The sequence below is a fragment of the Streptomyces olindensis genome, from assembly GCF_040645895.1.
Lineage (GTDB): Bacteria > Actinomycetota > Actinomycetes > Streptomycetales > Streptomycetaceae > Streptomyces > Streptomyces olindensis.
Window position 1 is genome coordinate 1 of sequence record NZ_JBEYZD010000003.1, and the last position, 26,496, is coordinate 26,496.

General features: G+C 74.3%; 24 protein-coding genes. 11 read left to right on the forward strand and 13 right to left on the reverse strand.

Annotated features, from left to right (window positions below):
- Window positions 1–123 precede the first annotated feature (123 nt).
- The 4 genes from pepN to ABZ948_RS02135 form a co-directional block, all read right to left on the reverse strand.
- Window positions 124–2,625: an aminopeptidase N gene (gene pepN / locus ABZ948_RS02120; RefSeq protein WP_359756404.1), complete on the reverse strand. Its 2,502-nt coding sequence runs from the start codon at window positions 2,623–2,625 to the stop codon at window positions 124–126.
- Between the two features lie 67 nt (window positions 2,626–2,692).
- On the reverse strand, window positions 2,693–3,244 hold the full coding sequence (locus ABZ948_RS02125) for a response regulator (protein WP_359756406.1): 552 nt from the start codon (window positions 3,242–3,244) through the stop codon (window positions 2,693–2,695).
- A 128-nt stretch (window positions 3,245–3,372) separates the two neighbouring features.
- Window positions 3,373–3,723, reverse strand: a complete 351-nt coding sequence (locus ABZ948_RS02130) for a chorismate mutase (protein WP_359756408.1) — start codon at window positions 3,721–3,723, stop codon at window positions 3,373–3,375.
- A 45-nt stretch (window positions 3,724–3,768) separates the two neighbouring features.
- The gene (locus ABZ948_RS02135) at window positions 3,769–4,221 is read right to left on the reverse strand and encodes a GNAT family N-acetyltransferase (RefSeq protein WP_359756409.1); all 453 of its coding nucleotides are present in this window, start codon (window positions 4,219–4,221) and stop codon (window positions 3,769–3,771) included.
- Between the two features lie 124 nt (window positions 4,222–4,345).
- Here ABZ948_RS02135 and ABZ948_RS02140 point away from each other — a divergent pair, with 124 nt between their 5' ends.
- Window positions 4,346–5,233 (forward strand): hypothetical protein, encoded by an 888-nt coding sequence (locus ABZ948_RS02140; RefSeq protein WP_359756411.1) that lies wholly within the window; start codon window positions 4,346–4,348, stop codon window positions 5,231–5,233.
- A gap of 15 nt (window positions 5,234–5,248) precedes the next feature.
- On the opposite strand, the gene ABZ948_RS02145 is transcribed toward ABZ948_RS02140, so the two are convergent.
- On the reverse strand, window positions 5,249–6,166 hold the full coding sequence (locus tag ABZ948_RS02145) for an SDR family oxidoreductase (protein WP_359756412.1): 918 nt from the start codon (window positions 6,164–6,166) through the stop codon (window positions 5,249–5,251).
- Window positions 6,150–6,926, reverse strand: coding sequence for an SDR family oxidoreductase (locus ABZ948_RS02150; protein ID WP_359756414.1), 777 nt, complete (start codon window positions 6,924–6,926; stop codon window positions 6,150–6,152). Before ABZ948_RS02150 ends, ABZ948_RS02145 begins: the two co-directional genes overlap by 17 nt.
- A 54-nt stretch (window positions 6,927–6,980) precedes the next feature.
- On the opposite strand from ABZ948_RS02150, the gene ABZ948_RS02155 reads away from it, so the two are divergent.
- The 4 genes from ABZ948_RS02155 to ABZ948_RS02170 are packed head-to-tail and all read left to right on the forward strand — an operon-like array spanning window position 6,981 to window position 10,325.
- Window positions 6,981–7,727, forward strand: coding sequence for an enoyl-CoA hydratase family protein (locus tag ABZ948_RS02155; protein ID WP_359756416.1), 747 nt, complete (start codon window positions 6,981–6,983; stop codon window positions 7,725–7,727).
- Window positions 7,724–8,560 carry a CoA transferase subunit A gene (locus tag ABZ948_RS02160; protein ID WP_359756417.1) on the forward strand — a complete coding sequence of 279 codons (837 nt, stop codon included), beginning with the start codon at window positions 7,724–7,726 and terminating at the stop codon, window positions 8,558–8,560. Before ABZ948_RS02155 ends, ABZ948_RS02160 begins: the two co-directional genes overlap by 4 nt.
- Entirely contained in the window at window positions 8,557–9,276 is a 720-nt protein-coding gene (locus ABZ948_RS02165; RefSeq protein WP_359756418.1) for a CoA-transferase subunit beta, read from the forward strand. The genes ABZ948_RS02160 and ABZ948_RS02165 overlap by 4 nt, the downstream gene beginning before the upstream one ends.
- Window positions 9,273–10,325, forward strand: a complete 1,053-nt coding sequence (locus ABZ948_RS02170) for an NAD(P)H-dependent flavin oxidoreductase (protein WP_359756420.1) — start codon at window positions 9,273–9,275, stop codon at window positions 10,323–10,325. Before ABZ948_RS02165 ends, ABZ948_RS02170 begins: the two co-directional genes overlap by 4 nt.
- Here the strand turns inward: ABZ948_RS02170 and ABZ948_RS02175 are convergent.
- From ABZ948_RS02175 to ABZ948_RS02185, 3 genes are read right to left on the reverse strand one after another with little or no spacing between them, the layout of a single operon-like run.
- Window positions 10,309–11,466 carry an acetyl-CoA C-acetyltransferase gene (locus ABZ948_RS02175; protein ID WP_359756422.1) on the reverse strand — a complete coding sequence of 386 codons (1,158 nt, stop codon included), beginning with the start codon at window positions 11,464–11,466 and terminating at the stop codon, window positions 10,309–10,311. The two genes, ABZ948_RS02170 and ABZ948_RS02175, sit on opposite strands and share 17 nt — an antisense overlap.
- A gap of 23 nt (window positions 11,467–11,489) precedes the next feature.
- Window positions 11,490–12,128: a TetR/AcrR family transcriptional regulator gene (locus ABZ948_RS02180; protein WP_359756424.1), complete on the reverse strand. Its 639-nt coding sequence runs from the start codon at window positions 12,126–12,128 to the stop codon at window positions 11,490–11,492.
- 15 nt (window positions 12,129–12,143) lie between these two features.
- Entirely contained in the window at window positions 12,144–12,932 is a 789-nt protein-coding gene (locus ABZ948_RS02185; RefSeq protein WP_359756426.1) for an SDR family oxidoreductase, read from the reverse strand.
- 48 nt (window positions 12,933–12,980) lie between these two features.
- Between ABZ948_RS02185 and ABZ948_RS02190 the strand changes: the two genes are divergently transcribed.
- Window positions 12,981–14,120 carry an acyl-CoA dehydrogenase family protein gene (locus ABZ948_RS02190; RefSeq protein ID WP_359756427.1) on the forward strand — a complete coding sequence of 380 codons (1,140 nt, stop codon included), beginning with the start codon at window positions 12,981–12,983 and terminating at the stop codon, window positions 14,118–14,120.
- 100 nt (window positions 14,121–14,220) lie between these two features.
- Window positions 14,221–15,222 (forward strand): acyl-CoA dehydrogenase family protein, encoded by a 1,002-nt coding sequence (locus tag ABZ948_RS02195; protein WP_359756428.1) that lies wholly within the window; start codon window positions 14,221–14,223, stop codon window positions 15,220–15,222.
- On the opposite strand, the gene qcrB is transcribed toward ABZ948_RS02195, so the two are convergent.
- Window positions 15,197–16,852 carry a cytochrome bc1 complex cytochrome b subunit gene (qcrB, locus tag ABZ948_RS02200; RefSeq protein WP_359756430.1) on the reverse strand — a complete coding sequence of 552 codons (1,656 nt, stop codon included), beginning with the start codon at window positions 16,850–16,852 and terminating at the stop codon, window positions 15,197–15,199. The genes ABZ948_RS02195 and qcrB overlap by 26 nt on opposite strands.
- Window positions 16,853–16,927: 75 nt before the next feature.
- Window positions 16,928–17,230, reverse strand: a complete 303-nt coding sequence (locus ABZ948_RS02205; protein ID WP_435857451.1) for a MerR family transcriptional regulator — start codon at window positions 17,228–17,230, stop codon at window positions 16,928–16,930.
- A 13-nt stretch (window positions 17,231–17,243) separates the two neighbouring features.
- Between ABZ948_RS02205 and ABZ948_RS02210 the strand changes: the two genes are divergently transcribed.
- Complete coding sequence (locus ABZ948_RS02210; RefSeq protein ID WP_435857448.1) at window positions 17,244–17,729, forward strand: aldo/keto reductase; 486 nt, start codon at window positions 17,244–17,246, stop codon at window positions 17,727–17,729.
- A gap of 1 nt (window position 17,730) precedes the next feature.
- Here the strand turns inward: ABZ948_RS02210 and ABZ948_RS02215 are convergent, their stop codons facing one another.
- Both ABZ948_RS02215 and ABZ948_RS02220 read right to left on the reverse strand, forming a co-directional pair.
- Window positions 17,731–18,447, reverse strand: coding sequence for a vWA domain-containing protein (locus tag ABZ948_RS02215; protein ID WP_359756433.1), 717 nt, complete (start codon window positions 18,445–18,447; stop codon window positions 17,731–17,733).
- Between the two features lie 12 nt (window positions 18,448–18,459).
- Window positions 18,460–19,191 (reverse strand): ABC transporter ATP-binding protein, encoded by a 732-nt coding sequence (locus tag ABZ948_RS02220; RefSeq protein WP_359756434.1) that lies wholly within the window; start codon window positions 19,189–19,191, stop codon window positions 18,460–18,462.
- 138 nt (window positions 19,192–19,329) lie between these two features.
- Between ABZ948_RS02220 and ABZ948_RS02225 the strand changes: the two genes are divergently transcribed.
- The 3 genes from ABZ948_RS02225 to ABZ948_RS02235 are packed head-to-tail and all read left to right on the forward strand — an operon-like array spanning window position 19,330 to window position 26,462.
- Window positions 19,330–22,665, forward strand: coding sequence for an FtsX-like permease family protein (locus ABZ948_RS02225; protein WP_359756435.1), 3,336 nt, complete (start codon window positions 19,330–19,332; stop codon window positions 22,663–22,665).
- A 21-nt stretch (window positions 22,666–22,686) separates the two neighbouring features.
- On the forward strand, window positions 22,687–25,419 hold the full coding sequence (locus ABZ948_RS02230) for an ABC transporter permease (protein WP_359756436.1): 2,733 nt from the start codon (window positions 22,687–22,689) through the stop codon (window positions 25,417–25,419).
- Window positions 25,416–26,462, forward strand: a complete 1,047-nt coding sequence (locus ABZ948_RS02235; protein ID WP_359756437.1) for an ABC transporter ATP-binding protein — start codon at window positions 25,416–25,418, stop codon at window positions 26,460–26,462. The genes ABZ948_RS02230 and ABZ948_RS02235 overlap by 4 nt, the downstream gene beginning before the upstream one ends.
- Window positions 26,463–26,496 lie beyond the last annotated feature (34 nt).

Consider the following 26,496-nt stretch of genomic DNA (forward strand, 5'->3'; position numbering starts at 1 on the left):
GCCGGGCATTACGGTGGGACACGAAGACCTCCGTGCGGTGCAGTCCTAGACAGCTCCACCACACCGGAGGTCTTCGCCATGATCAAGCCCTGCCCACGTTAACAACGCTCGTGATCAATACACCTAGACGTCCCGGTCGCTGCCGCTCTGGACCCGTAGCGCCCGCGTCAGGTCGTCCAGTTGGTCGACGAGCTTGCGGCGCAGTGCCGGGGTCGGGTCCGCGTCGCGCAGGCATTCCTCGCCGAGACGGAGGGTGTCCGCGTCGACGGCGTGGGCGGGGAAGGCCCAGCGGCCGGCGGCTTCGGCGATGGCGGGGCCGCGGCGCTCGGCGACGGCGACCGCGTCGGTGTAGTAGCGCGGCACGTACTCCCGCACCAGGTCGGCCTGTTCCGGCTGCCAGAAGCCGACGGCGGTGGCGGTGAAGAGGTAGTTGGACAGCTCGTCGGAGGCGAACATCGCCTCCCAGGCGCGGGACTTGGCCTCCGGGTCGGGCAGGGCGGCCCGGCAGCGGGCGGCGCCCTCCTGGCCGGTGGCGCTCGGGTCGCGTTCGAGTTCGGCGGCGATGGCGGCCTCGTCGGTCGCGCCGAGGACGGCGAGCCGGGCGAGCACGCGCCAGCGCAGCTCGGGGTCGAGTTCCGGGCCGCCGGGGACGGTGCCGTCGGCGAGCCAGGCGGCGATGGTGTCGGGGTGGGCGGCCACGTCGATGCGGTGGCGTACGGCGATCAGGCGCAGGCCGGGGTTGTCGCCGTCCTCGGTGCGGCGGATGAGGTCGCGGCACAGCTCGGAGAGGGTGGCGAGGGCGGCGGGCCGCTCCTCGGGGGTGACGTAGCGGTCGGCGATGTACCCGGACGCGAAGGCGAGGACGCCCTGGACGATGGCGAGGTCGGTTTCGAGCGGGAGGTGGGCGCGGGCGGTCTCCAGGTAGGCGCCGGGGGCGAGTTCGCCGTCGCGGACGGCGTCCCGCAGGGCGTTCCAGACGACCGCGCGGGTGAGCGGCTCGGGCAGGCCGGAGAGATCCTTGCGGACGGTCTCGAAGGACTCGGGGTCGAAGCGGACCTTGGCGTAGCTGAGGTCGCCGTCGTTGAGGAGGAGCAGCGCCGGGCGCTTGCCGATGGGGTGGGCGCCGTCCTGCGGGAGGTCCAGGTGGAGGCGTTCGCGCAGCACGAGGTGGCCGCCGTCGTCCCCGAGGTCCCGGTCGTACAGGCCGGCGGCGATGCGGTGCGGGCGGCTGCCGGCGCGGTCGACGGTGAGGGCGCAGGTGCCGTTGTCACCGGGGGCGACGCGTGGGGTGAGGGTGTCGACGCCGGTGGTGCGCAGCCAGGCGTCGGCCCAGGCGTGGACGTCGCGTTCGGTGGCGCTCGCGAGGTTGTCGATGAAGTCGGCGAGGGTGGCATTGGCGAACTTGTGCCGGGCGAAGTGGTTGTTGATGCCGGCGAGGAAGTCCTTCTCGCCGAGCCAGGCGACGAGCTGCCGCAGGGCGCTGGCGCCCTTGGCGTAGGAGATGCCGTCGAAGTTCAGCAGCGCGGAGGCGGTGTCGTCGACGGCTTCGGGGGCGACGGGGTGGGTGGAGGGGCGCTGGTCGGCGTCGTAGCCCCAGGACTTGCGGGTGACGCCGAAGTCGGTCCAGGTGTCGGTGAAGCGGGTGGCTTCGGTGAGGGTCTGGTAGCCCATGTACTCGGCGAAGGACTCGTTGAGCCAGATGTCGTCCCACCACTTGAGGGTGACGAGGTCGCCGAACCACATGTGGGCCATCTCGTGGGCGACGACCATGGCGCGGGTCTGGCGCTCGGTGTCGGTGACGGCGGAGCGGTAGACGAACTCGTCGCGGAAGGTGACCAGTCCGGGGTTCTCCATGGCGCCGGCGTTGAACTCGGGGACGAACGCCTGGTCGTAGGAGTCGAACGGGTAGGGCTCGTCGAACTTCTCGTGGTAGCGGTCGAAGCACGCGCGCGTGACGTCGAGGAGTTCGTCGGCGTCGGCCTCGAGGTGGGGGGCGAGGGAGCGGCGGCAGTGCAGGCCGAAGGGCAGGCCGCGGTGCTCGGTGCGCACGGAGTGCCAGGGGCCGGCGGCGACGGCGACGAGGTAGGTGGAGATCAGCGGCGTGGGGGCGGCCTGCCAGAGGCCGTCGCCGGTGTGCTCGGTGATGCCGTTGGCGAGGACGGTCCAGTCCTCGGGGGCCCGCACGGACAGCTCGAAGACGGCCTTCAGGTCGGGCTGGTCGAAGGCGGCGAAGACGCGCTGGACGTCGTCCAGGAAGAGCTGCGTGTAGACGTAGGTCTCGCCGTCGGTGGGGTCGGTGAAGCGGTGCATGCCCTCGCCGGTGCGGGAGTAGCGCATGTGCGCGTCCACGCGCAGTTCGTGCTCGCCGGCGGTGAGGTTCTTCAGGGGGAGGCGGTTGCCGTCCAGGGCTTCCGGGTCCAGGGGTTGTCCGTCGAGGGTGACGGAGCGCAGCTCGGCGGGCTTGACCTCGACGAAGGTGTCCCCGTCCGCGCGGGCACTGAACCTGATCGCGGTGCGGGAGCCGAAGGTGTCGTCGCCGCTGGTCAGGTCGAGTTCGATCGTGTAGCGGTGGACGTCGAGGAGCTCTGCTCGGGTCTGCGCTTCGTCGCGCGTCAGTACGGACATGCAGGACATGCTGCCTGATGGCACGGGCAAGGCACAGAGGCGGATCGGTACGTGCCCAATGTCCGGTCTATGTGCGGTCTTTTTCGAGCTCCCCGGCGTGCGCCCCCAGGGGTCGCTGCGTGGGCACGCGGGCTTCCGGATGCGGCAGGCCGGGGCGCGGGGGGTGCGCGGCCGGCTCGGTGTGCTCCCGGACGACGGAGCGCAGCCGGCGCACCTCCCGCTCCAGGGCGAGGTGGCGCCGGTGGGCGTCGTAGAGGTAGCGGACCTTGGTGCGCAGGGCCCAGGGGTCCACGGGTTTGAGGACGAGGTCGGCGACGCCGAGTCCGAAGGCGGCGGTGGTCAGTTCGTGGTCGGCGCCGAAGCCGGTGAGCAGGATGACGGGGATGTGCTGGGTCTGTTCGACGCGCCGCATGTAGCGCACGACCTCCAGTCCGCTGACGCCGGGCATGCGTACGTCGAGCAGGAGCAGGCCGACCTGGCCGCGGAGCACCTGCTTGAGTGCCTCGTCGCCGCTGGTGGCCCGGCCGAGCTGGTAGCCCAGCGGGGCCAGGGCGCTCTCCAGCGCGTACAGCGTGTCCTCGTGGTCGTCGACGATGAGGATCCTGGTATCCGACGGCATGGCCCGACGCCCCTCCCTCGTGGAGGACCAGAGTAAGTCCGGGACACTGACGCGCAGTGCTCGTCAGCTGACATGCTGTGCACAGCGCAGCATGCACCGCCCGGGCCGCCGTGTCACCACCCCCGAGGTCAGTTACCGGCGGTCGCGGAGCCGTTGAGTGCCTCGTCGGCGATGCGCTCGTGGTGGCGGATCACCTCGGCGACGATGAAGTTGAGGAACTTCTCCGCGAAGGCCGGGTCCAGTTTGGCGTTCTCGGCGAGGGCGCGCAGCCGGGCGATCTGGCGGGCCTCGCGCGCCGGGTCGGCGGGCGGCAGCTGGTGCCGTGCCTTGAGGTGGCCGACCTGCTGGGTGCACTTGAAGCGCTCGGCGAGCATGTGGACGACGGCCGCGTCGATGTTGTCGATGCTGTCGCGCAGCCGTGCGAGTTCCGCGCCGACCGCGGGGTCGACATCACCGGTGGGGGTGTTGCTGGTGGTCATGGAGGGTCAGCGTAGAGGGCCGGGGCCGGGCGGCCGCAGGGTGTCTCACGCATCGGCCGGGCCGAGCCGCTTGTGGAAGTGGACGTCCTCGTGGCCGCCGGGCACGCCCTCGACGCGGGCCCGTTCCCGGTAGCCGAGCCGCGGGTAGAAGCCGGGTGCCTGGAAGCTGTACGTGGAGACGATCATGTCCGTGCAGCCGCGCCGGACGGCCTCGGTCTCCGCGGCGCGCATCAGGCGGCTGCCCCAGCCGGCGTGCCGCTGGTCCTCGCGCACCCAGAGCATGTCCACCGAGCACAGGCTGCCCCAGGTCCAGGCGGTGAGGCCGCCGACGAGATCGCCGGTCGCGTCGGTGGCGCGGACGGAGAGGGCTTCGGTGGGGGCGCCGCCGGCGGCGGCGGTGTTGAAGGCGGTGAGCTCCTCGTCGAGCCGCTTCTCGAGGTCGTCGTCCTGGCCGCCCACCTGGAGCGCGGCGGCCACGGAGCGCTGTTCACCGGTCACGGCCCGGATTCTGCCAGCGGCCCCGGGGGAGGACGACCGGTTTTCGCCGGGGCCGGGCCGACCCGCGGCGCGCCGCGCCCTCGTACAGTGGAACCGGGTTTCAGGGGCGTCTTGGGGGTGAGGCGTGGCCAACGACGGGCCGGTCGAGCACGGCTACCCGCATCTGGAGACGGTGCGGGCCGCGATCACGGCGCTGTACAGGCGGCTGTCGTACGACACGATCCAGACGTTCGCGACCAGTGTGCTCCCCGCCGACGTGGCGTTCGGCGACGCCGACGACCTGTATCTGGGGGCGCAGCGGGTGGCGCACGAGCTGGTGCGGCACTACCGGCTGCCGGACGCCCGGCTGATCGTGAGCTTCCGGGAGATGCGGCACGCGGCGAACGTCGAGCTCGCGGCCGGGCCGGAGTACTTCGTGGAGCTGAACGACCGGTTCCGCAGGCATCGGCGGGACATCGGGGCGGCGCTCGCGCACGAGGTGATGCACGTGTACCTGCACCGCCTGGACCTGTCCTTCCCGGGCGTTAGGGACAACGAGATCCTGACGGACACGGCGACGACGTACCTGGGCGCGGGGTGGCTGCTGCTGGACGCGTTCCGGGAGGACGGGGCGTCGTCGCAGAAGCTGGGGTATCTCACGCCGGAGGAGTTCGGGTACGTGCTGGCCAAGCGGGCGCTGGTGTTCGGGGAGGACCCGTCGGTGTGGTTCACCAGTCCGCAGGCGTACACGGCGTACGTGAAGGGCAGGGAGCTGGCCCTTCACGACGGCCGGCAGCCGCCGTTGACCGCGGCGGGGTGGGCGGGGCGGCGGAGGTACGCCAGGGACCGGCGGCACGCGTCGGCGGGGCCGCCGCAGCCGGGGGTGCGGTACGCGTTCTCCCCTGACGGGGGCGGCCGGTTGCGGGTGTCGTTTCCCTGTCCGACGTGTCATCAGCGGATCAGGGTGCCGGTGCGGGGGCGTGTGCGGGCGCGGTGTGCGTTGTGCCGGAGTGTGCTGGAGTGCGACACGTGACACCTGGGGGCGCTCTCACGCCCCGTGGACGGCCCCGTAGACGGCCCCCGGCGGATCGGCCTCCGCCAGGAGCTCGCGGGTCCGCTCCCCCGCCTCCGCCGGGCACCACCGCCCGCCCTTGTCCGCGCTCGGCCCGCGCCTCCAGCCCTCCATGACCGTGATCCGGCCCCCCTCCGCCTCGAAGACCCGGCCCGTCACCCCCGCGCTCGCGGCCGAACCAAGCCAGACCACCAGGGGGGAGACGTTGTCGGGGGCCATCGCGTCGAAGCCCTCGTCGGGGGCCGCCATGGCGTCGGCGAAGGTGTGCTCCGTCATGCGGGTCCGGGCGGCGGGAGCGATGGCGTTGGCCTGGACGCCGTAGCGGCGCAGTTCGGCCGCGGCGACCAGCGTCAGGGCGACGATCCCGGCCTTGGCGGCGCTGTAGTTGCCCTGCCCGACCGAGCCGAGCAGGCCGGCTCCGCTGCTGGTGTTGACGATCCGGGCGTCGGGCCGGCGGCCCGCCCTGGCCTCGGCCCGCCAGTGGGCGGCGGCGTGCCGCAGGGGCAGGAAGTGGCCTTTGAGGTGGACGCGCACAACGGCGTCGAAGTCGTCCTCGTCGAGGTTGACGAGCATCCGGTCGCGCAGGAAGCCCGCGTTGTTGACGAGGGTGTCGAACCGGCCGTACGCCTCCAGGGCCGTGGCGACGAGCGAGGCGGCGCCGTCGGTCGTGGCGATGTCGCCGCCGTGCGGCACGGCCTCGCCGCCCCGCGCGCGGATCTCCTCGGCGACCCGGGCGGCGGGCCCGCCGGGTTCGGGGGTGCCGTCGAGGCCCACGCCGAGGTCGTTGACGACCACCAGCGCCCCCTCGGCCGCGAACGCCAGGGCGTGGGCCCGGCCGAGCCCGCGGCCCGCGCCCGTGACGACGACGACCCGCCCCTCACAGATTCCGCTCATGTCGGCTCTCCTTGTCGGCAACAGGCGTGTGACCGGCGTGCGCCGCGTCCAGGAACGCCGGCCGCTCTCCGCCCCCGTGCACGAGCAGGCTCGCCCCGCTGATGTACGCGGCGGCGTCGGACGCCAGGAAGACCGCGGCCGCGCCCACGTCGGACGGCTCGGCGAGACGGCCCAGCGGGACCGTGCGGGAGACGGCGGCGACGCCGTCCCGGTCGCCGTAGTGGAGGTGGGACAGCTCGGTGCGGACCATGCCCACGACGAGGGTGTTGACCCGGATGTCGGGCGCCCACTCCACGGCCATCGAGCGGGCGAGGTTCTCCAGGCCCGCCTTGGCGGCGCCGTAGGCGGCGGTGCCGGGTGAGGGGCGGCTGCCGCTGACGCTGCCGATCATGACGATCGCCCCGCGGGCGCGCCGGAGGTGCTCGTACGCGGCGAGGGACACGGCCAGCGGGGCGAGGAGGTTGAGTTCGACCACGCGCGCGTGCCGGTCCGGCCCGGCCTCGGTGAGCAGCCGCGGGGGTGCGCCGCCCGCGTTGTTGACGAGGACGTCGAGCCGGGGCAGGGCGGCGAAGAAGCGCCGGACGGCCTCGGTGTCCCGGACGTCGAGCGGCATGAACTCGGTGCCGGGGGCGGCCACTCGCGGAGGGCGGCGGGCGCAGACGACGACTTGGGCGCCGGCCCGGGCGAGGGCACGCGCGATGCCGGCACCGACGCCCCGGGTCCCGCCCGTGACGACGGCGACCTTCCCGTCCAACTCCATCCGCTGCTACCTTCCACCTAACAAACGTTTGGTGGAAAGGTAGCTGATGCGGCCATGGGTGTCTCCACCTCGTGCGGGGAAAAGGGCATCGCCGTCGTCACGGTCGACTTCCCGCCGGTGAACGCCCTGCCGGTGGCCGGCTGGTTCGCCCTGGCCGACGCGGTGCGCGCGGCGGGGCGCGACCCGGAGGTCCGCTGCTTGGTGCTGGCGGCGCGGGGGCGCGGGTTCAACGCGGGCGTGGACATCAAGGAGCTGCAGCGGGACGGGAACAGCGCGCTGATCGGCGTCAACCACGCCTGCGCGGAGGCCTTCACGGCGGTGTACGAGTGCGAGGTGCCGGTCGTGGCGGCGGTGCAGGGTTTCTGTCTGGGCGGCGGCGTCGGCCTGGTGGGGAACGCGGACGCGATCGTGGCCAGCGAGGACGCGGTGTTCGGGCTGCCGGAGCTGGACCGGGGCGCCCTGGGCGCGGCCACGCATCTGTCCCGGCTGGTCCCGCAGCACCTGATGCGGGCCCTGTACTACACGGCGCGCACGGCGAGCGCGGCGGAGTTGCACGCGCACGGCTCGGTGTGGCGGGTGGTGCCGCGCGGGGAACTGCGCGCGGCGGCCCTGGAACTGGCCCGGGAGATCGCCGCCAAGGACGGCCGGCTGCTCCGCCTGGCGAAGGCCGCGCTCAACGGCATCGACCCGGTCGACGTGCGCCGCTCCTACCGCTTCGAGCAGGGCTTCACCTTCGAGGCGGGCCTGAGCGGAGTGGGCGAGCGGGTGCGGGCCGGCTTCGGGAAGGAGGGGCGCGAATGAGCGACAAGACGATGACCGCCGACGAGGCCGTTGCCCGGCTGCGCAGCGGCATGACCCTCGGCATCGGCGGCTGGGGCTCGCGCCGCAAGCCCATGGCCCTGGTCAGAGCGGTGCTCCGGTCGGGGATCACCGATCTCACGGTGGTCTCCTACGGCGGCCCGGACGTGGGTCTGCTGGCCGCCGCCGGGCGGATCCGGAAACTCGTCACGGCCTTCGTCACCCTCGACTCGATCCCCCTGGAGCCGCACTACCGCGCGGCCCGCGAGCGGGGCGCCTTCGCGCTGACGGAGATCGACGAGGCGATGTTCATGTGGGGGCTGCACGCGGCGGCCAACCGGCTGCCCTTCCTGCCGGTGCGAGCGGGGCTCGGCTCGGACGTGATGCGGGTCAACCCCGGCCTGCGCACGGTCACCTCGCCGTACGAGGACGGGGAGACGTTCGTGGCGATGCCCGCCCTGCGGCTCGACGCCGCCCTGGTGCACGTCAACCGCGCCGACCGGTCGGGCAACGGGCAGTATCTCGGCCCCGACCCGTACTTCGACGACCTGTTCTGCGCGGCGGCCGACACGGCGTACCTGAGCTGCGAGCGGATCGTCGACACGGCCGAGCTGACGAAGGCGGCCCCGCCGCAGACGCTGCTGATCAAGCGGCACACGGTCACCGGTGTCGTCGAGGCCCCGAACGGCGCGCACTTCACGTCCTGCGCGCCGGACTACGGGCGTGACGAGGCCTTCCAGAAGACGTACGCGACCACACCCTGGCCCGAGTTCGCGGCCCGGTTCCTCGCCGGGGACGAGCAGGCGTACCAGTCGGCCGTCCGGGAGGGGACATGACGGGGGCCACCCGCGCCGAGTACTGCGTGATCGCCTGCGCCGAGGCATGGCGGGGCGACGGCGAGGTGCTGGCCAGTCCCATGGGCCTGATCCCCTCCCTCGGCGCCCGGCTGGCCCGGCTCACCTTCGCGCCGGACCTGCTGCTGACCGACGGCGAGGCGATGCTCGTCCGCCCGGACGGGACACCGGAGGGCTGGCTGCCGTACCGGCAGCACCTGGCCCTGGTCACCGGCGGGCGGCGGCACGTGATGATGGGCGCGAGCCAGCTCGACCGGTTCGGCAACCAGAACATCTCCTGCATCGGCGACTGGGAGCGGCCGCGGCGGCAGCTGCTCGGAGTGCGCGGCGCCCCCGTCAACACCCTCAACAACCCGACCAGTTACTGGGTCCCGAGGCACTCCCGGCGGGTCTTCGTGGAGCGGGTCGACCTGGTCTGCGGCGTCGGGTACGACCGTGCGGCCGGGGCGCCGTACCACCGCATCCCGCGGGTCGTCTCCGACCTGGGCGTCTTCGACTTCGCCACGTCCGACCGGTCGATGCGGCTGGCGTCGCTGCACCCGGGGGTCACGGTGGAGCAGGTCAGGGAGGCGACGGGCTTCGAGCTGGCCGTCCCGGACGGGGTGCCGGCGACCCGCGAGCCGACCGCGGTGGAACTCCGGCTGATCCGGGAGGCCCTCGACCCGGGCGGCACCCGGGCCGGGGAGGTCGCCGCGTGAGGGAGACGCCGCTGACCCGGCTGACCGGCGTCCGCCATCCGATCGTGCAGACCGGGATGGGCTGGGTGGCCGGCCCCCGCCTGGTCTCCGCCACGGCGAACGCGGGCGCCCTCGGCATCCTGGCCTCCGCGACGATGACACTCGACCAGTTGCGCGCGGCCGTACGGGAGGTCCGGGGGCGCACGGACCAGCCGTTCGGGGTGAACCTGCGCGCCGACGCGGCCGACGCGGGCGACCGCGTGCGGATCCTCGTCGAGGAGGGTGTCCGGGTCGCCTCCTTCGCCCTCGCCCCGTCCCGGGAGCTGATCGGCGAGCTCAAGGAGGCGGGCGTGGTGGTCATGCCGACCGTGGGGGCGCGGCGGCATGCCGAGAAGGTCGCGGCTTGGGGCGCGGACGCGGTGGTCGTGCAGGGCGCGGAGGGCGGCGGGCACACCGGCGAGGTGGCCACGACCGTGCTGCTGCCGCAGGTGGTGGACGCGGTGCGGATCCCGGTCGTCGCGGCGGGCGGGTTCTTCGACGGGCGCGGGCTGGTCGCGGCCCTGTCCTACGGGGCGGCGGGCATGGCGATGGGCACGCGGTTCCTGCTGACGTCGGACTCGACCGTGCCGGACGCGGTGAAGGCGCGGTATCTGGCGGCGAGCGTGCGGGACGTGACGGTGACCAGGGCGGTGGACGGGCTGCCGCACCGCATGCTCCGGACGGAGCTGGTGGACGCGCTGGAGCGCTCAGGTCGTGCCCGGGCGCTGCTCCACGCCGTGCGCCGGGCGGCCGGTTTCCGGCGGCTGTCCGGGCTGACCTGGCGGCAGACGGTCCGCGACGGGCTCGCCCTGAAGCACGGCAAGGACCTGTCCTGGAGCCAGGTGCTGCTCGCCGCGAACACGCCGATGCTGCTGAAGTCCGCGATGGTGGACGGCCGTACGGATCTGGGGGTGATGGCGTCCGGGCAGGTCGCCGGGGTGATCGACGACCTGCCGTCGTGCGCGGAGCTGGTGGAGCGGATCATGCGGGAGGCCGACGAGACGCTGGCGCGGCTCAGAGCCGTTCGATGATCGTCACGTTGGCCTGGCCGCCGCCCTCGCACATGGTCTGCAGGCCGAACCGGCCGCCGGTGCGCTCCAGTTCGTGCAGCAGCGTGGTCATCAGCTTCACGCCCGTGGCGCCGAGGGGGTGGCCCAGGGCGATGGCCCCGCCGTTGACGTTGACCCGCTCCGGGTCGGCGCCGGTCTCCTTCAGCCAGGCCAGGACGACCGGGGCGAACGCCTCGTTGATCTCGACGAGGTCGATGTCGTCGATGGTCATGCCGGTCTTCTTCAGGGCGTGGGCGGTGGCGGGGATGGGGGCGGTGAGCATGCGGATCGGGTCCTCGCCGCGCACCGAGAGGTGGTGCACGCGCGCGCGTGGCGTGAGCCCGTGGTCGCGCACGGCCCGCTCGGAGGCGAGCAGCATGGCCGCCGCCCCGTCGGAGACCTGCGAGGAGCAGGCGGCGGTGACCGTGCCGCCGTCGAGGACCGGCTTGAGGGCGGCCATCTTCTCCAGGGAGGTGTCCCGGCGCGGGCCCTCGTCGGTCGTGACCTCCGCGTACGGCACGGTCTCGCGGGCGAAGCGGCCCTCGTCGACGGCCCGCAGCGCCCTCCGGTGGGAGCGCAGGGCGAACTCCTCCTGGTCCGTCCGGCCGATCCCCCACTTCGCGGCGATCATCTCGGCGCCCACGAACTGGTTGACGGGCTTGTCCCCGTACCGGGCCCGCCAGCCCGCGCTGCCCGCGAACGGGCCCCGCGTCAGCCCGAGCGGCTCGGCGGCCTGCCGGGTGGCGAAGGCGATGGGGATCATCGACATGTTCTGCACGCCGCCCGCGACCACCAGGTCCTGCGTGCCGGACAGCACGGCCTGGGCGGCGAAGTGCACGGCCTGCTGCGAGGAGCCGCACTGCCGGTCGACGGTGACGCCCGGCACCTCCTCGGGCAGCCCCGCCGCCAGCCAGCAGGTCCGCGCGATGTCCCCGGCCTGCGGCCCCACCGCGTCCAGACAGCCGAGGACGACGTCCTCCACGGCGGCCGGGTCGGCGCCCGAGCGGCTCATCAGCTCCTTGAGCACGTGCGCGCCGAGGTCGGCCGGGTGGACCTCGCTCAGCCCTCCCCCGCGCCGCCCGACGGGCGTGCGGACCGCTTCGACGATGTAGGCCTCGGCCATGACGACTCCCTCGCGTCTGGGCGTTACTCGCGTACGGCGATCCCGTCCAGCACCATCGACAGGTACTGCCGGGCGATCTCGTCCGGGCTGTGCTGTCCGCCGGGCCGGTACCAGGAGGCGGCGACCCACACCGTGTCGCGTACGAACCGGTAGGTGAGCCGGACGTCCAGGTCGGCGCGGAAGGCCCGCTCGGCGACGCCGCGCTCCAGCGTGGACAGCCAGGCCTTCTCGAACCTGCGCTGCGACTCGGCGAGGAACGCGAACCGCTCCTGCGCCACCAGCTGCCTGCTCTCCTTCTGGTAGATCGCGACGGCCGCCCGGTGCCGGTCGATCTCCCGGAACGACTCGGTGACCAGGGCCTGAAGCGTCTCGCGCGGCCCGAGTCCGGCGCCCAGGACGGTGTCGTAGCCGTCCCACAGCTCGTCGAGGAAGGTGCGCAGGATCTCCTCCAGCATCGACTCCTTGGAGTCGAAGTGGTAGTAGAGGCTGCCGGCGAGCATCCCCGCGTGGTCCGCGATCTTGCGGACGGTGGTGGCGTTGTAGCCCTGCTCGGCGAAGACCTCGGCGGCGGTGGAGAGGAGTTCGCCGCGGCGATCGCCGGAGGTGGCGGCCGCGGCGGGCCCGGTGGCGGTCACCTGGGGCTTCTTCTTCGTAGGAGGCACGGGTCCATTGTCGTCCTAGGGGTGCCTGCTGCTGACGGAGACCACTTCTCCGGTCATGTAGGAGGAGTAGCCGGAGGCGAGGAACACGATCACGTTGGCCACCTCCCATGGCTCGGCGTGGCGCCCGTAGGCCTCGCGGGCGGTCAGCTCGGTGAGCAGCTCGGGGGTCGTCACCTTCACCAGGTGCGGGTGCAGGGCGAGGCTGGGCGCCACGGCGTTGACCCGCACCCCGTAGGCGGCGGCCTCGACCGCCGCACACCGGGTCAGCGCCATCACGCCCGCCTTCGCGGCGGCGTAGTGGGCCTGGCCGGCCTGGGCGCGCCAGCCGACGACCGAGGCGTTGTTGACGATCACGCCGCCGCCGGTGTCGCGCATGAGGCGCAGGGCGGCGCGGGTGCACCGGAACGTGCCGTTCAGCGTCACGTCCAGGACGCGGGACCACTGGTCGTCGGTCATGTCGACCAGTTCGGCGGTGCCGCCGAGGCCGGCGTTGTTGACGACGACGTCGAGGCGCCCGTGTTCCCGCACGGCGGTGTCGAAGAGGGCGCGGACCTGCGTCTCGTCGGTGACGTCGCAGGGCACGGCGGAGACCGGGCCGGTGCCGAACTCACCGGCCAGCTCCGCCTCGTACTCCTTGAGCCGCCGCACGTGCGCGTCGCTGATCAGCACGCGCGCGCCCTCCTCCAGAAGGCGCCGCGCCGTGGCCCCGCCGATGCCCGCGCCGGCCGCCGCGGTGACGACGGCGGTCCGCCCTTCCAGCAGGCCGTGACCGGGCACGTACGACGGACTCTCGACGTCTGTCATGGGCTCACGCTAACCTACCAAACACTTGTTAGGGAAGGAGGGGTGGCCGTGGACCTGGCGTTCTCCCCCGCGGACGAGGCGTTTCGCACCGAGGTGCGCGCGTGGCTGCACGCGCACGTGCCGCGTGAACCGCTGCCCTCCCTGGAGACCGAGGAGGGCTTCGCCGCGCACCGCGCCTGGGAGGCGGAGCTGGCCGCGGACCGCTGGTCGGTGGTCGACTGGCCGTCCGAGTACGGCGGGCGGGACGCGGGGCTCGTGCGTTGGCTGCTCTTCGAGGAGGAGTACTACGCGGCGGGCGCGCCGGGCCGGGTCGGTCAGAACGGCATCCATCTGCTCGCCCCGACCCTCTTCGCCCACGGCACCGCGGAGCAGCGGGCCCGCGTGCTCCCCCCGATGGCCCATGGTGAGGCGGTGTGGGCGCAGGCCTGGTCGGAGCCGGAGGCCGGTTCGGATCTGGCGTCCCTGCGGGCGAGGGCCGTGCGCACGGACGGGGGCTGGCGTTTGAGCGGGCAGAAGACCTGGTCCTCACGGGCCGCGTTCGCCGACCGCGCCTTCGGCCTGTTCCGCAGCGACCCGGACGCGCCGAAGCCCCACCAGGGCCTGACGTACCTGATGTTCGGCCTGCGGGCTCCCGGTGTCACGGTCCGCCCGATCGCCCGGCTCGACGGCAAGCCGGCGTTCGCGGAGCTGTTCCTGGACGAGGTCTTCGTGCCCGACGAGGACGTGATCGGCGCACCGGGCCAGGGCTGGCGGATCGCGATGTCGACGGCGGGGAACGAACGCGGGCTGATGCTCCGCTCCCCCGGCCGTTTCCTCGCCTCGGCGCGGCGGCTGGCCGGCCTGTGGCGGGAGCGGGGCGGCCCGGTGACCGCGCGGGACCGGGTGGCCGACGCCCTGATCGGTGCCCGCGCCTATCAACTCTTCACGTACGCGGCGGCCTCCCGCTTCCTGGACGGCGAGTCCGTCGGCCCGGAGTCGAGCATGAACAAGGTCTTCTGGTCCGAACTGGACCTGGCGCTGCACGAGACGGCCCTCGACCTCCTCGGCCCCGAGGGCGAACTGGCCGGCACGGACTGGGCGGAGCGGTACGTCTTCGCGCTGGCCGGGCCCCTCTACGCGGGGACGAACGAGATCCAGCGCGACATCATCGCCGAACGGCTGCTCGGCCTGCCGAAGGGGCGCCGCTGATGCCGGGGGCTCCGCGGGGGCCGGGGATCTCGCTGCCGCCTGGGGCGCCGCAGGTCTCACCCGAGCGGCTGACCCGGCTCACACCGAAGGAGCGCCGCTGATGCGTTTCCTCCTCGATGCCGAGCAGCGCGCCTTCGCCGCGTCGCTGGACGCCCTGCTGACGGCGGCGGACACACCGGCCGTGGTGCGGGAGTGGAGCCGGGGCGACCACGCGAGCGGGCGGGCGCTGTGGTCCCGGCTCGCGGCGGCGGGCGTGTTCGCGCTGGCGGTGCCGGAGGCGTACGAGGGCCTGGGGCCGCGGCCCGTGGAACTGGCCGTCGCCTTCGTGGAGCTGGGCCGTCACGCGGTGCCCGGGCCCCTCGTCGAGACGGTCACGGCGGCGGTGCTCCTGGCGGACTCCGCCCCGGGCACCGCGAAGCGGCTCCTGCCCGGCCTGGCGAACGGGGAGACGATCGCGACGGTGACCCCACCGGGGCCGACCGGACCCGCGCCGGAACAACCGGATCTTCCTCAGGGCCCCTACGCCCTCGACGGCGACGTCGCCGCCCTCCGGCTCTGCTGGGAACCCGACGGCGTCCGCCTCTCCCCCGGCCACGGCCCCGTCCTGCCCTCCCTGGACCCCGCCCGTCGCCTGACGCCCGTCACCCCGGGTGGTGAAATCCTCGCCGCACCCTCGCCTGCCGCCCTCCCCTGGGCCCGGCTCGCCACCGCCGCCCAGGCCCTCGGCGTGGGCCTTGCGCTGCTCGACAGGACCGTCGATCACGTCAAGCGGCGTCACCAGTTCGGCGTGCCCGTCGGCTCGTTCCAGGCGGTCAAGCACCGGCTGGCCGACGCGAAGATCGCCCTGGAGTTCGCGCGCCCCCTGGTCTTCGGCGCCGCGCTGACCCTGGACCCGGCCGACGTCGCCGCCGCCAAGGTCGCCGCGTGCGAGGCCGCGTACGCCACCGCCCGTACGGCGCTGCGCCTGCACGGCGCGATCGGCTACACCGCGGAGTACGACCTGTCGCTGTGGCTGACCAAGGCCCGGGCCCTGCGCGCCGTGTGGGGCGCCCCCGAGGAGTGCCGGGCCCTGGTCGTCAGTGCCGGTGATCGCCGCTGGTGATCTCCCGGTACTCCTCCACCGTCGGCTTCTCGATCCGCGCGTCGGGCCCGAACATGGCGTGCGCGAGCCGGGCGCGCAGCCGCTCGGACCACTTGACCTTGCGGCGTACCCCGCCCGCGTCGACCTCGGGCCCGACCTCGTACGGCGGGTTCTGCTCGTGCTGGGTGAGGGTGAACAGCTCGGCCTGCGCGAGGGGCTCGTGCACCTCGATGTACTCGCCGGTCGGCAGCCGCTTGATGGTGCCGGTCTCCCTGCCGTGCAGGACCTTGGCGCGGTCGCGGCGCTGGAGCCCCATGCAGATCTTCTTGGTGACGATGAAGGCGACGACCGGCAGCACGAACACGCCGATCCGCACGAACCAGGTGATCACGTTGATGGACAGGTGCAGATGGGTGGCGACGATGTCGTTGCCGCCGCCGATCAGCAGCACCGCGTACAGGGTCAGCCAGGCCACCCCGAGGCCGGTGCGCACGGGCACGTTCCGCGGCCGGTCCAGGATGTGGTGCTCGCGCTTGTCGCCGGTGATCCACGCCTCGATGAACGGGTAGGCGCCGAGCGCGAGCAGGATCAGCGGGAACAGCGAGAAGGGGATGAACACGCCCAGGACCAGCGTGTGGCCCCAGAGGTTGATCTCCCATCCCGGCATCACCCGGATCAGGCCCTCGGAGAAGCCGAGGTACCAGTCGGGTTGGGCGCCGGTGGTGACCAGGTCCGGGCGGTAGGGGCCGAAGGCCCACACGGGGTTGATCTGGGCGATCGCGCCCATCACCGTCAGCACGCCGAAGACGAGGAAGAAGAAGCCGCCGGCCTTGGCCATGTAGACCGGCAGGAACGACATCCCGACCACCGACCGCTCCTTGCGCCCGGGCCCCGGGAACTGGGTGTGCTTGTGGTAGAAGACCAGGATCAGATGGGCCGTCACCAGGCCCAGCATGATCCCGGGCAGCAGCAGCACATGGACCGGGAAGAGGCGCGAGATGATGTCGTCGCCCGGGAACTCCCCGCCGAACAGGAAGAACGCCACGTACGTCCCGACGATCGGGATCGACAGGATCGCGCCGTGCGCGAAGCGGATGCCGGTGCCGGACAGCAGGTCGTCGGGGAGGGAGTAGCCGGTCAGGCCCGTGATGATGCCGAGCATCAGCAGGGTCCAGCCGAACACCCAGTTGAGTTCGCGCGGCTTGCGGAAGGCGCCCGTGAAGAACACCCGCATCATGTGCACCAGCATGCCGGTGATGAAGACCAGCGCGGCCCAGTGGTGGATCTGCCGGATCAGCAGTCCGCCGCGCACGTCGAAGCTGATGTCCAGCGTGGACTCGAACGCCCTGGACATGAGCACGCCGTTCAGCTCCGTGTAGGAGCCGTGGTAGACGACCTCCTGCATGCTCGGTTCGAAGAACAGGGTGAGGTAGACGCCGGTGAGGATCAGCACGACGAAGCTGTAGAGGGTGACCTCGCCCAGCATGAAGGACCAGTGGTCCGGGAAGACCTTGCGCATGTTGGCCTTGGCCAGCGCGTAGAGCCCCAGCCGGCCGTCCGCCCAGTCGGCGAGCTTCTCGCCCTTGCCCGCGGGAGGTCTCCTGCGGGCGGAGGCCGTCCCGTACACCCGTCGTGCGCCGTCGTCGCCCATACGTCGTCGCCTCCCCGTCGGATCCTTCCCAGCGTGGCACGGCTGCACGACGGCGCCAACGGGGCGAGGAGGCGGCTAGGCCAAGGGGGCGAGCAGGCGGCTCAGCGACCGCCGGGAGCCCTCCAGCCGGGCGATGCGCTCCTCGATGCCGTGCAGCTGGTCCAGGAGCAGCGGGATCATGCAGGGCTCGATCTCGGTGTCGGCGCCGCAGACGCAGTCCAGCACCTCACGGATCACCCGGGAGGGCAGGCCGGCGTCGAGGAGCGCGCGGATCCGGCGCACGGTCAGGGGCGCGTCGGCGGCGTACACGCGCCGGCCGCCCGGGGTGCGGTCGGCGTCGAGCAGTCCCTGTTCCTCGTAGCTCCCGGTCCGGCGGATCGGCTACGGCGCGATGCGCCTGGCGAACGCCCCGCACGAGCGCTCCGGCATGACCGCCCCCATCTGGACCGCGCCCACCGACCGCCCCGAGGCGATCGCCCTGCTGCGCGAGGCGGTCGACCTCGGCGTGACCTTCTTCGACACCGCCGACGCCTACGCCCTCGGCTCGAACGAGGAACTCCTGCTCGGCCGGCTGCGCACCGACCGCATCGACCTGTTCCAGCTGCACCGGATCGACCACACGGCCGCGCGCGGGATCGCGTTCCTGCCGTACTTCCCGGTGGCCATGGGCGAGCGCGCCCGCTCGGGCGGTCCTGTCGCGCGGGTCGCGGCGGAGCTGGGCGCGACCCCGTCCCAGACGGCTCTCGCCTGGCTGCTGCACCGCGCCCCGAACGTGATCCCGATCCCCGGCACCTCGTCCCCCGCCCATCTGGCGGAGAACGCCGCCGCCCTGGAAGTCACCCTCACGGAGGACCAGTTCAAGCGCCCGGGCGCCTGATTCACACGATCCCCCGGGCCCGCGCGGCCACGAGCCACTTCGGGAACTCCCCCACCAGCCGGTCGTACAGCTCGGCGTCCGACACCTTCCGCGGGTCCTCGCCCGCGTGGAAGAACCCGGCGTTGTCGACGACCCGCTTGTCCGGCACGGCCAGCTCGTCCAGCTTGCGCAGGAAGTCGAACTGCTTGCTGCGCGGGTCACCGAAGCCGATGAACTGCCAGAACAGCGGCAGCTTCGCCGCCTTGCACAGGTACCGTTCGGCGGCGAGCTTGTTGATGGGCCCGCCGTCGGTCTGGAAGACGACCAGGGCGGGCTCGGCCGTGCCGCTGTCGAGGTAGTGGTCGATGACGGCGTCCATCGCCAGGTGGTAGCTGGTCTTCCCCATGTGTCCGAGCCCCGCCACGATCCGGTCGATCCGCCCCTGGTGATCGGCCAGGGCGATCTCCGTCTCGGCGTCGACGTCGGTGGAGAAGAACACGACCGGTACCGTGCCGTCGTCGTCCAGGTGCGCCGACAGCCCGAGCACCCGGTCGGCCAGGGCCTGCACACTGCCGTCCTTGTAGTACGGCTTCATCGAGCCGGAGTGGTCGACGACGAGGTAGACCGCGGCGCGCAGCCCGTCCAGCCCGTGCTTGGTGAGGGACACCCCGGCGCTCTTGTAGAGGTTCACCAGCGCGGGAGCGCTCTGCTGGACCTTGGTGAGACTGATCGCGGCCATGGCCTCACTCTCTCACCCCTCGACGACCACTCCGTCGCTCAGTTCCAGCACCCGGTCGGCCAGGCCGAGGAGTTGGGGGTCGTGGGTGGCGACGAGGGCCGTGACGCCCTCGCTGCGGACGACGGCCCGCAGCAGCTCCATGACCGCGAGGCCGGTGGCGGCGTCGAGCTGGCCGGTCGGCTCGTCGGCGAGCAGCAGGGCCGGGCGGTTGGCGAGCGCCCGGGCGATGGCGACGCGCTGCTGCTGCCCGCCGGACAGCTCGGCGGGCCGCTGCGCCTCGTGGCCGGCGAGGCCCACGAGGGCCAGCAGCAGCGCCACCCGTTCGTCGCGTTCGCGCGGCTCGGTCCGGCGCAGCCGCAGCGGCACGCCGACGTTCTCGGCGGCGGTGAGGATGGGGATGAGCCCGAAGGACTGGAAGACGAAACCGATCCGGTCGCGGCGCAGTTCCAGCAGCCCGCCCTCGCCCAGGGCCGACAGGTCCGTGCCGCCCACGACTACCCGGCCGCGCTGCGGGGAGTCGAGGCCGCCGATCAGATGGAGCAGCGTCGACTTGCCGGAGCCCGAACGGCCCTTGAGCGCGACCAGTTCACCGCGCCGCACGGCGAAGGTGGCCCCGCGCAGCGCGTGGACGACCGCGGCGCCCGTGCCGTAGGAGTGGTGCAGGTCCTCCACGCGCAGCATCGGCTCGTCGGAGGCGTCGTCGGCGAGGGCGGCACCGGACCCCGGGCTGGTGTTCTCGGTCATCACCGCATCCCATACGGAACCGGTCCGGACGGTCAAGAGCTGAACGACCCAGGTTCGAACGCATGTGCCGTACTCGTAAGTCCATGATATGCATGCCGAGTTGGGGAAACAGTGGCTCGGCCATCGGGTGGGGGAAGAGTGACGGGCTTACTGCTGCTGCGCCTGCGCGCGCACCGGCTGCTGCTCACGGCCGCCCTGCTCGCCGTCCTGCTGACCACCTCGGTGCTCGCCGCCCTCACGGCCTTCTCCGGCTCCGTCGGGGACGCGGCACTGCGCGGCACCCTGGGCGGCCGGGCCGCGGCCTCCGCCTCCCTCGTCGTCGAGGCGGACGTGCCCCGGGAGCGGCGGGACGCGGCACAGCGGGCCGTGGTGCGCGGGGCGCGGGAGGCGTTCGGCGGACTGCCGGTGACCGTGCGGAGGCTGGAGCGGTCCGGGCCGTACGCGCTGCCCCGCTCCCTGCAGAGCGCCGAGGCCCGCGCCGGGGAGCCCGACCTCACGCACCTGGCCGCCCTGGACCGGTCACGGATCAGGCTCGTCTCGGGCACCCTGCCGGGACCGGCCCCGGCCGCCCGCACGGCCGCCGTGCCCGTCGCCCTGCCGGAGGCGGCCGCCGAGAAGCTCGGGCTCGAGCCCGGGGCGCAGGTCACGCTCACCGACCGGCTGGGCGGCGAGCCCCTCCGGGTGCGGGTGACCGGCGTGTACCGGGCGGCCGACAGCTCCGATCCCTACTGGCAGGCGGACACGCTCGGCGGCCAGGGCGTGCGCACCGTCGCCTTCACCACGTACGGGCCGCTGCTGGCCGACGCGTCGGTGCTCGCCTCCGGCCGCGCCACCGAGGACGGCACGGGCTGGGTGGCGACGGCCGACTACCGGACGTTCACCACCGACGGCATGGACGCGCTCCGCGCGGCCGCCGTCCGCGCGGCCGGGGCCCTGCGCGAGGACCCGGCGCTCGGCGGTGACGCCGATGTGCGCACCGGGCTGCCCGAGGTGCTCGACCGGACCGGGCGGACCCTGCTGGTGTCCCGCTCCACGCTGCTGATCGTCTCCGTGCAGCTGGTGCTGCTCGCCGGGTACGCGCTGCTGCTGGTGGCGCGGCTGCTGGGCAGTGAACGGGCGGGCGAGACCGAGCTGTTGCGGGCCAGGGGCGCGTCGCGCGGGCGGATCATCTCGCTCGCGGCGCTGGAGGCGCTGCTGCTCGCGGTCCCCGCCGCGGTCTGTGCCGCGCTGCTGTCCGGGCCGCTGGCGCGGCTGCTGGCCCGGTGGTCCTCACTCGACCGGATCGGGCTGCGGCTCGACACGGCGCCGTCGGGCGGGGTCTGGCTGGTCGCGTCCGGGGTGGCGGTGGCGTGCGCGGCGGCGGTCGTGGCGCCCGCGCTGGCGGCGACGGCGGGTACGACGGTACGGCTGCGGCGCGTGCGCGCGGCCACGGCGGCCGCGCCCGTGCGCGCCGGAGCCGACATCGGGCTGCTGCTGATCGCGGGTGTGGCGTACTGGCAGCTGGAACGGCAGACCGACGCGACCGGCGGCGGGGTGCTCAGCCGGGACCGGGCCGGGGAGCTGGGCATCGACCCGCTGCTGGTCGCGGCGCCCGCGCTGGCGCTGCTGGCCGGCACGGTGCTGACGCTGCGTCTGCTGCCGCTGCTGGCCCGGCTCGCCGAGCGGCGGTCCGCGAGGGGGCGCGGGCTGCCGGCGGCACTGGCGGGCTGGCAGTTCAGCCGGCGCCCGCTGCGCGGGGCGGGCCCGGTGCTGCTGCTGGTCATCGCCGTGGCGACGGGGATGCTGGCGATCGGGCACGGCGCGTCCTGGGACCGGTCGCAGGACGACCAGGCCGACTTCCGGACGGGCGCCGCCGTCCGGGTCCTCGACCACCGGCCGGGCAGTCCCGGCCAGACCGGCCTCTACGCCGCGCTGCCCGGGGCCCGGGACGCCGCGCCCGCGCACCGCACCACCCTGGCGCTCTCCGGCGACCGCGAGGCGACGGTCCTCGCCCTGGACACGGCCCACGCCCGGGACGGCATGCTGATGCGCGGCGATCTCGCCGAGCAGCCCCCGGCGGCACTGCTGCGGGCCCTCGACCCGCCCGCGCGGGACGACGACCGGGCGCTGCGGCTCCCCGACGGCACCCGGCGGATCACCCTCGACGTGCGGATCGCCGACGAGCGGTCCCGCACGGGGCGCTCCCCTTCCGGCCGCGCGCCCCTGCTCACGGTGGTCGTGGAGGACCGGTACGGCATCGCGTACCGGCTGGGCGCCGGGAGCGTCCCGGTGGACGGCCGGGTCCACCGGGCCACGCTCGACCTGGACGTGACGGCGACGGGCCGCCGTGCCGCCCCGGCCGGACCGCTGCGGCTGACCGGGCTGCAGCTCGACGACACCTCCCCCGCCGTCCGACCGGAACACCACCGGTTCACCCTCGAACGGCTGCTCGCCACCGGCCGCGACGGCGCCGCGCGGACCGTCCCGGCGCCCGCCGGGACGCGCTGGCGGGGCGACCGGTCCGTGACGGAGAACGGCGAGGTCGTCGCCCGTTCGGCCGCCGGGCCGGCCGTGTCGGGGACCGCGCCGATGACCGTGGCGTACGGCACCGGCGCCGACCCCGACGCGAACGAGGGAGCCTCGCGGATCTACACGGTCCGCGTCGCCACCACCGGAGCCGGGGCACCGCGCGGCCTCTTCGCCGTCGCCACCCGGGACTTCCTGCGGGCGGCGGGGGCCGGGCCCGGCGACACCATCGACGTACCGCTGTCCGGGGAGCAACTGCGGGTGCGGATCGTGCGGTCGGTCGAGGACCTGCCGACCACCGCCGCCGGCCTGGACGGGGAGGCCGTGGACGGCGGGGCGCTGCTGCTCGACCTGCGGGCCGTCGACGCCGTGCTGGCCCAGCGGGCCGCGACGCCGCTCGCCCCCACCGAGTGGTGGGTGAGCGCCGCCCCCGGCAAGGCCGCCGAGGTCGTCGCGGCGCTGCGGGCGCGTCCCGACCTCGAACCGCAGCGGGTGCTGGTGCGGGACGAGACCGCGGCCGAGCTGCTGCGGGACCCGCTCGGCGCCGGGCCGCGCTCGGCGCTGACGGCGGTGGCGCTGGCCGCCGTGGCCCTCGCCGCCGGCGGGTTCGCGGTGAGCGCGGCCGGGGCGCGGCGGGAGCGGTCGGCGGAGTTCGCGGTGCTGCGCGCCCTGGGCACGCCCCGCCGGGATCTCGCCCGGCTCGTCGCGACGGAGCAGAGCCTGCTCATCGGCGCCGGTCTGCTCGCCGGGCTCGGGCTCGGCACCGTCCTGACCCGGGCCGTCGTGCCGCTGATCGTGCTGAGCTCCTCGGCCGCGCGGCCGGCCCCGCCCGTCCTCGTCGAACTCCCGGTGTCCCGGGTGGCCCTGCTCCTGGCGGGGGTGGCCGCCCCGCTGCTGCTGATCACCGTCGCGTCGGCGCTGCGCCGTGCCGAGCCGGCGGTGGCGCTCCGCCATCAGGGGGAGGACTGAGCCATCAGGGGGACGACTGAGATGCCGCCGAACGCGCAGGGCGCGCCGTGGGTGCGGACCCGGCTGCGGACCGCGCCCTGGTCCGCCGTCACCTTCGGTGTGCTGGTGCTGGTCACGGCGTTCCTCGCGGCCGTCCTGCCCCGGGCCGTCGAGGCGTACGAGACGGACGGGCTGCGCGAGGCCGTCGCCGAGGCCTCGCCCGAGTCCACCGTGCTGGAGCTGAAGGCGCCGCCACCCGGTCTCGAACGGCCGGAGGCGGCCCGGGCGGACGCGGTCCTGCCGGAGGCGCTCGCGGCGGTCGACGCCCAGGCGCGGACGCTGCTGCCCGGGCCGCTGCGGGCGGACCCGGCCGAGTCGGCGTACGGGGTGCGGACCGGAAAGAGCCTGGAGGCCCTGGACGCCTCGCTGCCCCGGCCGGACGGGCTGCCGCCGCGGTTCACCCTGCTGGCGCAGTCGGGAGCGGCCGGCCACGCCACCGTGCGGGAGGGACGGCTGCCCACCGCCGGCGCGGTGAGCGTGGACACCAGGTCGGTCGAGGGCGCCGTGACCAGCGACACCGCCCGCACGCTGCGGCTGCGGGCCGGCTCCACCCTCAGCCTGGCGGGCTTCCCCGACGGGCCGCTGACCGTGCGGATCACCGGCGTCCTCGAACCCCGCCACCCGCAGCGGAGTTACTGGTCCGCAGAACCGGTCCTGCGCACCCCGGCCCTGGCCACCACCTCCGGCCGGCCGCCGCAGTTCTACTGGGAGGCGGGCGTCCTGCTGGCGCCCGGAGCCGCGCCGGCGCTGCTGGGCGGCCAGGGCGAGCCGGAGAAGTACTGGCGCATCGCGCCCGCGACCGGGCGGCTCACCGGGTCGGACACCTCGGCACTCCTCGCGGCGGTCGCGTCCCTGGAGGACGGGCCCGGGCTGGTGCGGATGCGCGGGGTCGCCGGTCCGACGGCGCAGCTGTCCACCGGTCTGGAGCAGGTGATCGGCGCCTACGCCGAGACCCGGGAGGCGATCACGCCCGTGGTCGCCGTCGCGGCCTTCGGGATCGCCGCGGTCGCCGTCGTCGTCCTGGTCATGGCCGCCGGCCTGGCCGCCGCCCGCCGCGACGAGGAACTCGCCCTGCTGCGGGCCCGGGGCGGCTCCCTGCGCGGCATCGGCGGGCGGCTGCTGGCCGAGACCGCGGTGCCGGCGGTGCCGGCGGCGGCCTGCGGCCTGCTGCTCGCCCTGCTCGTGGTGGACGAGGGCCCGCCGCTGCCCGCCGTGCTCGGGGCGGGCGCCGTGGCCCTGCTCGCCTGTGCCGGGCTGCCGGTGCGCGCGGTCGTGGCGCATCGTCGGCCGCGGGCGCACCGGGAGCGCGACGACCTCGCCCACGCCCGGCCCGGCGCGCGCCGCACGGTCGCCGAACTGACCGTGCTGGTGCTGGCGGCCGGCTCGGTGGCGGCGCTGCGCCGCCGCGGTACGGAAGGGTCGGGAGACGTGCTGGTGAGCGCCGCACCGGTGCTCGTCGGGGTGGTCGCCGCGCTGCTCCTGGTGCGGCTGTACCCGCTGCCGCTGCGGTGGGCCGCCGGTCCGGCCGGGCGGCTGCGCGGCCTGGTCGGGTTCCTGTCGCTGGCCCGCGCGGGCCGCTCCCCGGCGGCGGTCGCCGTGCTGCCGCTGCTCGCCCTGCTGACCGCCCTGACGATGGCGGCGTTCGGAGGGTCCGTGCTGACCGGCGTGGCGGACGCCCGGGACCGGGCCGCGCTGCTGGAGGCGGGCGCGGACGCGCGGATCGACACCACCGACGGCGACCCGCTCCCGGCGGAACTGGCCCCGGCGGTACGGGGGGTGGCGGGCGTACGGCAGGTCACGGCCGTGCGTTTCGAGTTCGCCGGGGAGCGCCCCTCGGACGAGACGCGGTCGCTGACCGTGGTCGGGGTGGAGCCGGGGACGTACGCGGACGTGGCCCGGCGGATGGGGCTCGGGAGTTTCCCGGCCGGCCGGCTGGGCGCCGGGGGCGGGGTGCTGGACGCCGTCGCCTCACCCGAGGTCGCGGAGCGGCTCGGGCGGGCGCCGCGCCGGATCGTCACGGACGGCGGGCCCGTCACGGTTCGGATCACCGCCGTCCGCCCCCGCACCCCGGCCGTCCCCGAGGGCGAGTTCCTGCTGGTCGACGCGGCGGGCCTGAAGGGCCGCGGGGGTCCCACGACCCTGCTGGCGGCCGGTGCCGGACTCGACGCGAAGGCGCTGCGGGCGGCCGTGCGCGGCGCCGGGCCCGGCCTCTCCGTGACCCTGCGCGGCGAGGAGCGGGCGGCGCTGTCCGACTCGCCGCTGCAGAGGGGCGCCGAACGGATCTACCTCTGGGCCGTCGTCGCCGGTGCGGGGTACGCCGTGCTCGCCCTGGTGCTCGGCCTGCTGCGGGCCGCGCCGGAACGGGCCGCGCTGCTGGCCCGGCTGCGCACCCTGGGCCTGACGACCCGCCAGGGGCGCCGGCTGCTCGGCCTGGAGGCGCTGCCCCAGGCGCTCCTCGCGGCCGGCGGGGGCATGGCCGTCGGCTGGGCCACGGTGGGGCTGCTCTCACCGGGCGTCGACCTGGACCGGCTCGCCCTGGCCGACGCGTCCGGCGGCGGGGTGCCGGGCGGTGCCGTGCTGCGGGCCGACGTGTGGGCGCTGGCCCTGCCGGCCGCGGTCACGGTGCTGCTGGCGGCGGCGGTGGCCGTCGCGCAGGCCTGGTGGGCGGGGCGCCGGACACCGATCACTCACCTCAGGGCAGGAGATATGCGATGAGCGGTACGACGGAGTCGCTCGCGGAGCTGGAGCGGCGGGCGGCGCACCACCGCGACCGGCCGGCGTACGGGCACGATGCCCTGATCGCCTGCGACCGGCTGGTGCGCGTCTTCGCCAAGCGCGGCGGCGGGGACGCGGTGGAGGTGCAGGCGCTCCAGGGGCTGGATCTGCTGGTCCGCGAGGGCGAGTTGATGGCGCTGGTGGGGGCGTCCGGCAGCGGCAAGTCGACGTTGATGAGCATCCTCGCGGGCCTGGACGTGCCCACCGCGGGTGCCGCGAAGGTCGCGGGGCACGATCTGCTGGCGATGGACGCCAAGGCGCGGCTGCGGTACCGGCGTGAGGTGGTCGGCTTCGTCTGGCAGCAGACGGCCCGCAATCTGCTGCCGTATCTGACGGCGGCGCAGAACGTGGCGCTGCCCATGCAGCTGGCGGGCCGCTCCCGGAGGGAACGGGCCGGGCGGGCGGACGAGTTGCTCTCCCTGCTGGGCGTCGCGGACTGCCGGGACCGGCGTCCGCAGCAGATGTCCGGCGGCCAGCAGCAGCGCGTCGCGATCGCCGTCGCCCTCGCCAACGCCCCCGCCGTGCTGCTCGCCGACGAGCCTACCGGCGAGCTGGACTCGGCGACCGGGCAGCAGGTCTTCGCGGCGTTCCGCCGGGCCAACGAGGAGCTGGGCACGACGATCGTCATCGTCACGCACGACCAGGCGGTGTCCGACGAGGTCCGCCGCACGGTCGCGATCCGCGACGGCCGCACCTCGACGGAGGTCCTGCGCCGCACGGAGGTCGACGAGGCGGGCCGGGAGTCCCTGGTGGCGCGCGAGTACGCGATGCTCGACCGCGCGGGCCGCCTGCAGCTGCCGGCCGAGTACACGGCGGCCCTGGGCATGCGGGACCGGGTGCTGCTGGAGCTGGAGGAGGATCACGTCCAGGTATGGCCGGACGGGAACGGCAACAGCAACAGCAACAGCAACAGCAACAGCAACAGCAACAGCAACAGCAACGGAAACGCGAAGGGGGACGCGAACGGGGACGAAACCGGCTGAGGACGTGCGACAGCGCCTGCCCGGGCGTCCGGTC

What these genes read in the sequence shown, in the direction of transcription:
- pepN (WP_359756404.1), bottom strand. Translation starts at nt 2,625, where the DNA reads ATGTCCGTACTGACGCGCGACGAAGCGCAGACCCGAGCAGAGCTCCTC.
- ABZ948_RS02125 (WP_359756406.1), bottom strand. Translation starts at nt 3,244, where the DNA reads ATGCCGTCGGATACCAGGATCCTCATCGTCGACGACCACGAGGACACG.
- ABZ948_RS02130 (WP_359756408.1), bottom strand. Translation starts at nt 3,723, where the DNA reads ATGACCACCAGCAACACCCCCACCGGTGATGTCGACCCCGCGGTCGGC.
- ABZ948_RS02145 (WP_359756412.1), bottom strand. Translation starts at nt 6,166, where the DNA reads ATGAGCGGAATCTGTGAGGGGCGGGTCGTCGTCGTCACGGGCGCGGGC.
- ABZ948_RS02150 (WP_359756414.1), bottom strand. Translation starts at nt 6,926, where the DNA reads ATGGAGTTGGACGGGAAGGTCGCCGTCGTCACGGGCGGGACCCGGGGC.
- ABZ948_RS02155 (WP_359756416.1), top strand. Translation starts at nt 6,981, where the DNA reads ATGGGTGTCTCCACCTCGTGCGGGGAAAAGGGCATCGCCGTCGTCACG.
- ABZ948_RS02160 (WP_359756417.1), top strand. Translation starts at nt 7,724, where the DNA reads ATGAGCGACAAGACGATGACCGCCGACGAGGCCGTTGCCCGGCTGCGC.
- ABZ948_RS02165 (WP_359756418.1), top strand. Translation starts at nt 8,557, where the DNA reads ATGACGGGGGCCACCCGCGCCGAGTACTGCGTGATCGCCTGCGCCGAG.
- ABZ948_RS02175 (WP_359756422.1), bottom strand. Translation starts at nt 11,466, where the DNA reads ATGGCCGAGGCCTACATCGTCGAAGCGGTCCGCACGCCCGTCGGGCGG.
- ABZ948_RS02185 (WP_359756426.1), bottom strand. Translation starts at nt 12,932, where the DNA reads ATGACAGACGTCGAGAGTCCGTCGTACGTGCCCGGTCACGGCCTGCTG.
- ABZ948_RS02195 (WP_359756428.1), top strand. Translation starts at nt 14,221, where the DNA reads ATGCGTTTCCTCCTCGATGCCGAGCAGCGCGCCTTCGCCGCGTCGCTG.
- qcrB (WP_359756430.1), bottom strand. Translation starts at nt 16,852, where the DNA reads ATGGGCGACGACGGCGCACGACGGGTGTACGGGACGGCCTCCGCCCGC.
- ABZ948_RS02210 (WP_435857448.1), top strand. Translation starts at nt 17,244, where the DNA reads ATGCGCCTGGCGAACGCCCCGCACGAGCGCTCCGGCATGACCGCCCCC.
- ABZ948_RS02215 (WP_359756433.1), bottom strand. Translation starts at nt 18,447, where the DNA reads ATGGCCGCGATCAGTCTCACCAAGGTCCAGCAGAGCGCTCCCGCGCTG.
- ABZ948_RS02220 (WP_359756434.1), bottom strand. Translation starts at nt 19,191, where the DNA reads ATGACCGAGAACACCAGCCCGGGGTCCGGTGCCGCCCTCGCCGACGAC.
- ABZ948_RS02230 (WP_359756436.1), top strand. Translation starts at nt 22,687, where the DNA reads ATGCCGCCGAACGCGCAGGGCGCGCCGTGGGTGCGGACCCGGCTGCGG.
- ABZ948_RS02235 (WP_359756437.1), top strand. Translation starts at nt 25,416, where the DNA reads ATGAGCGGTACGACGGAGTCGCTCGCGGAGCTGGAGCGGCGGGCGGCG.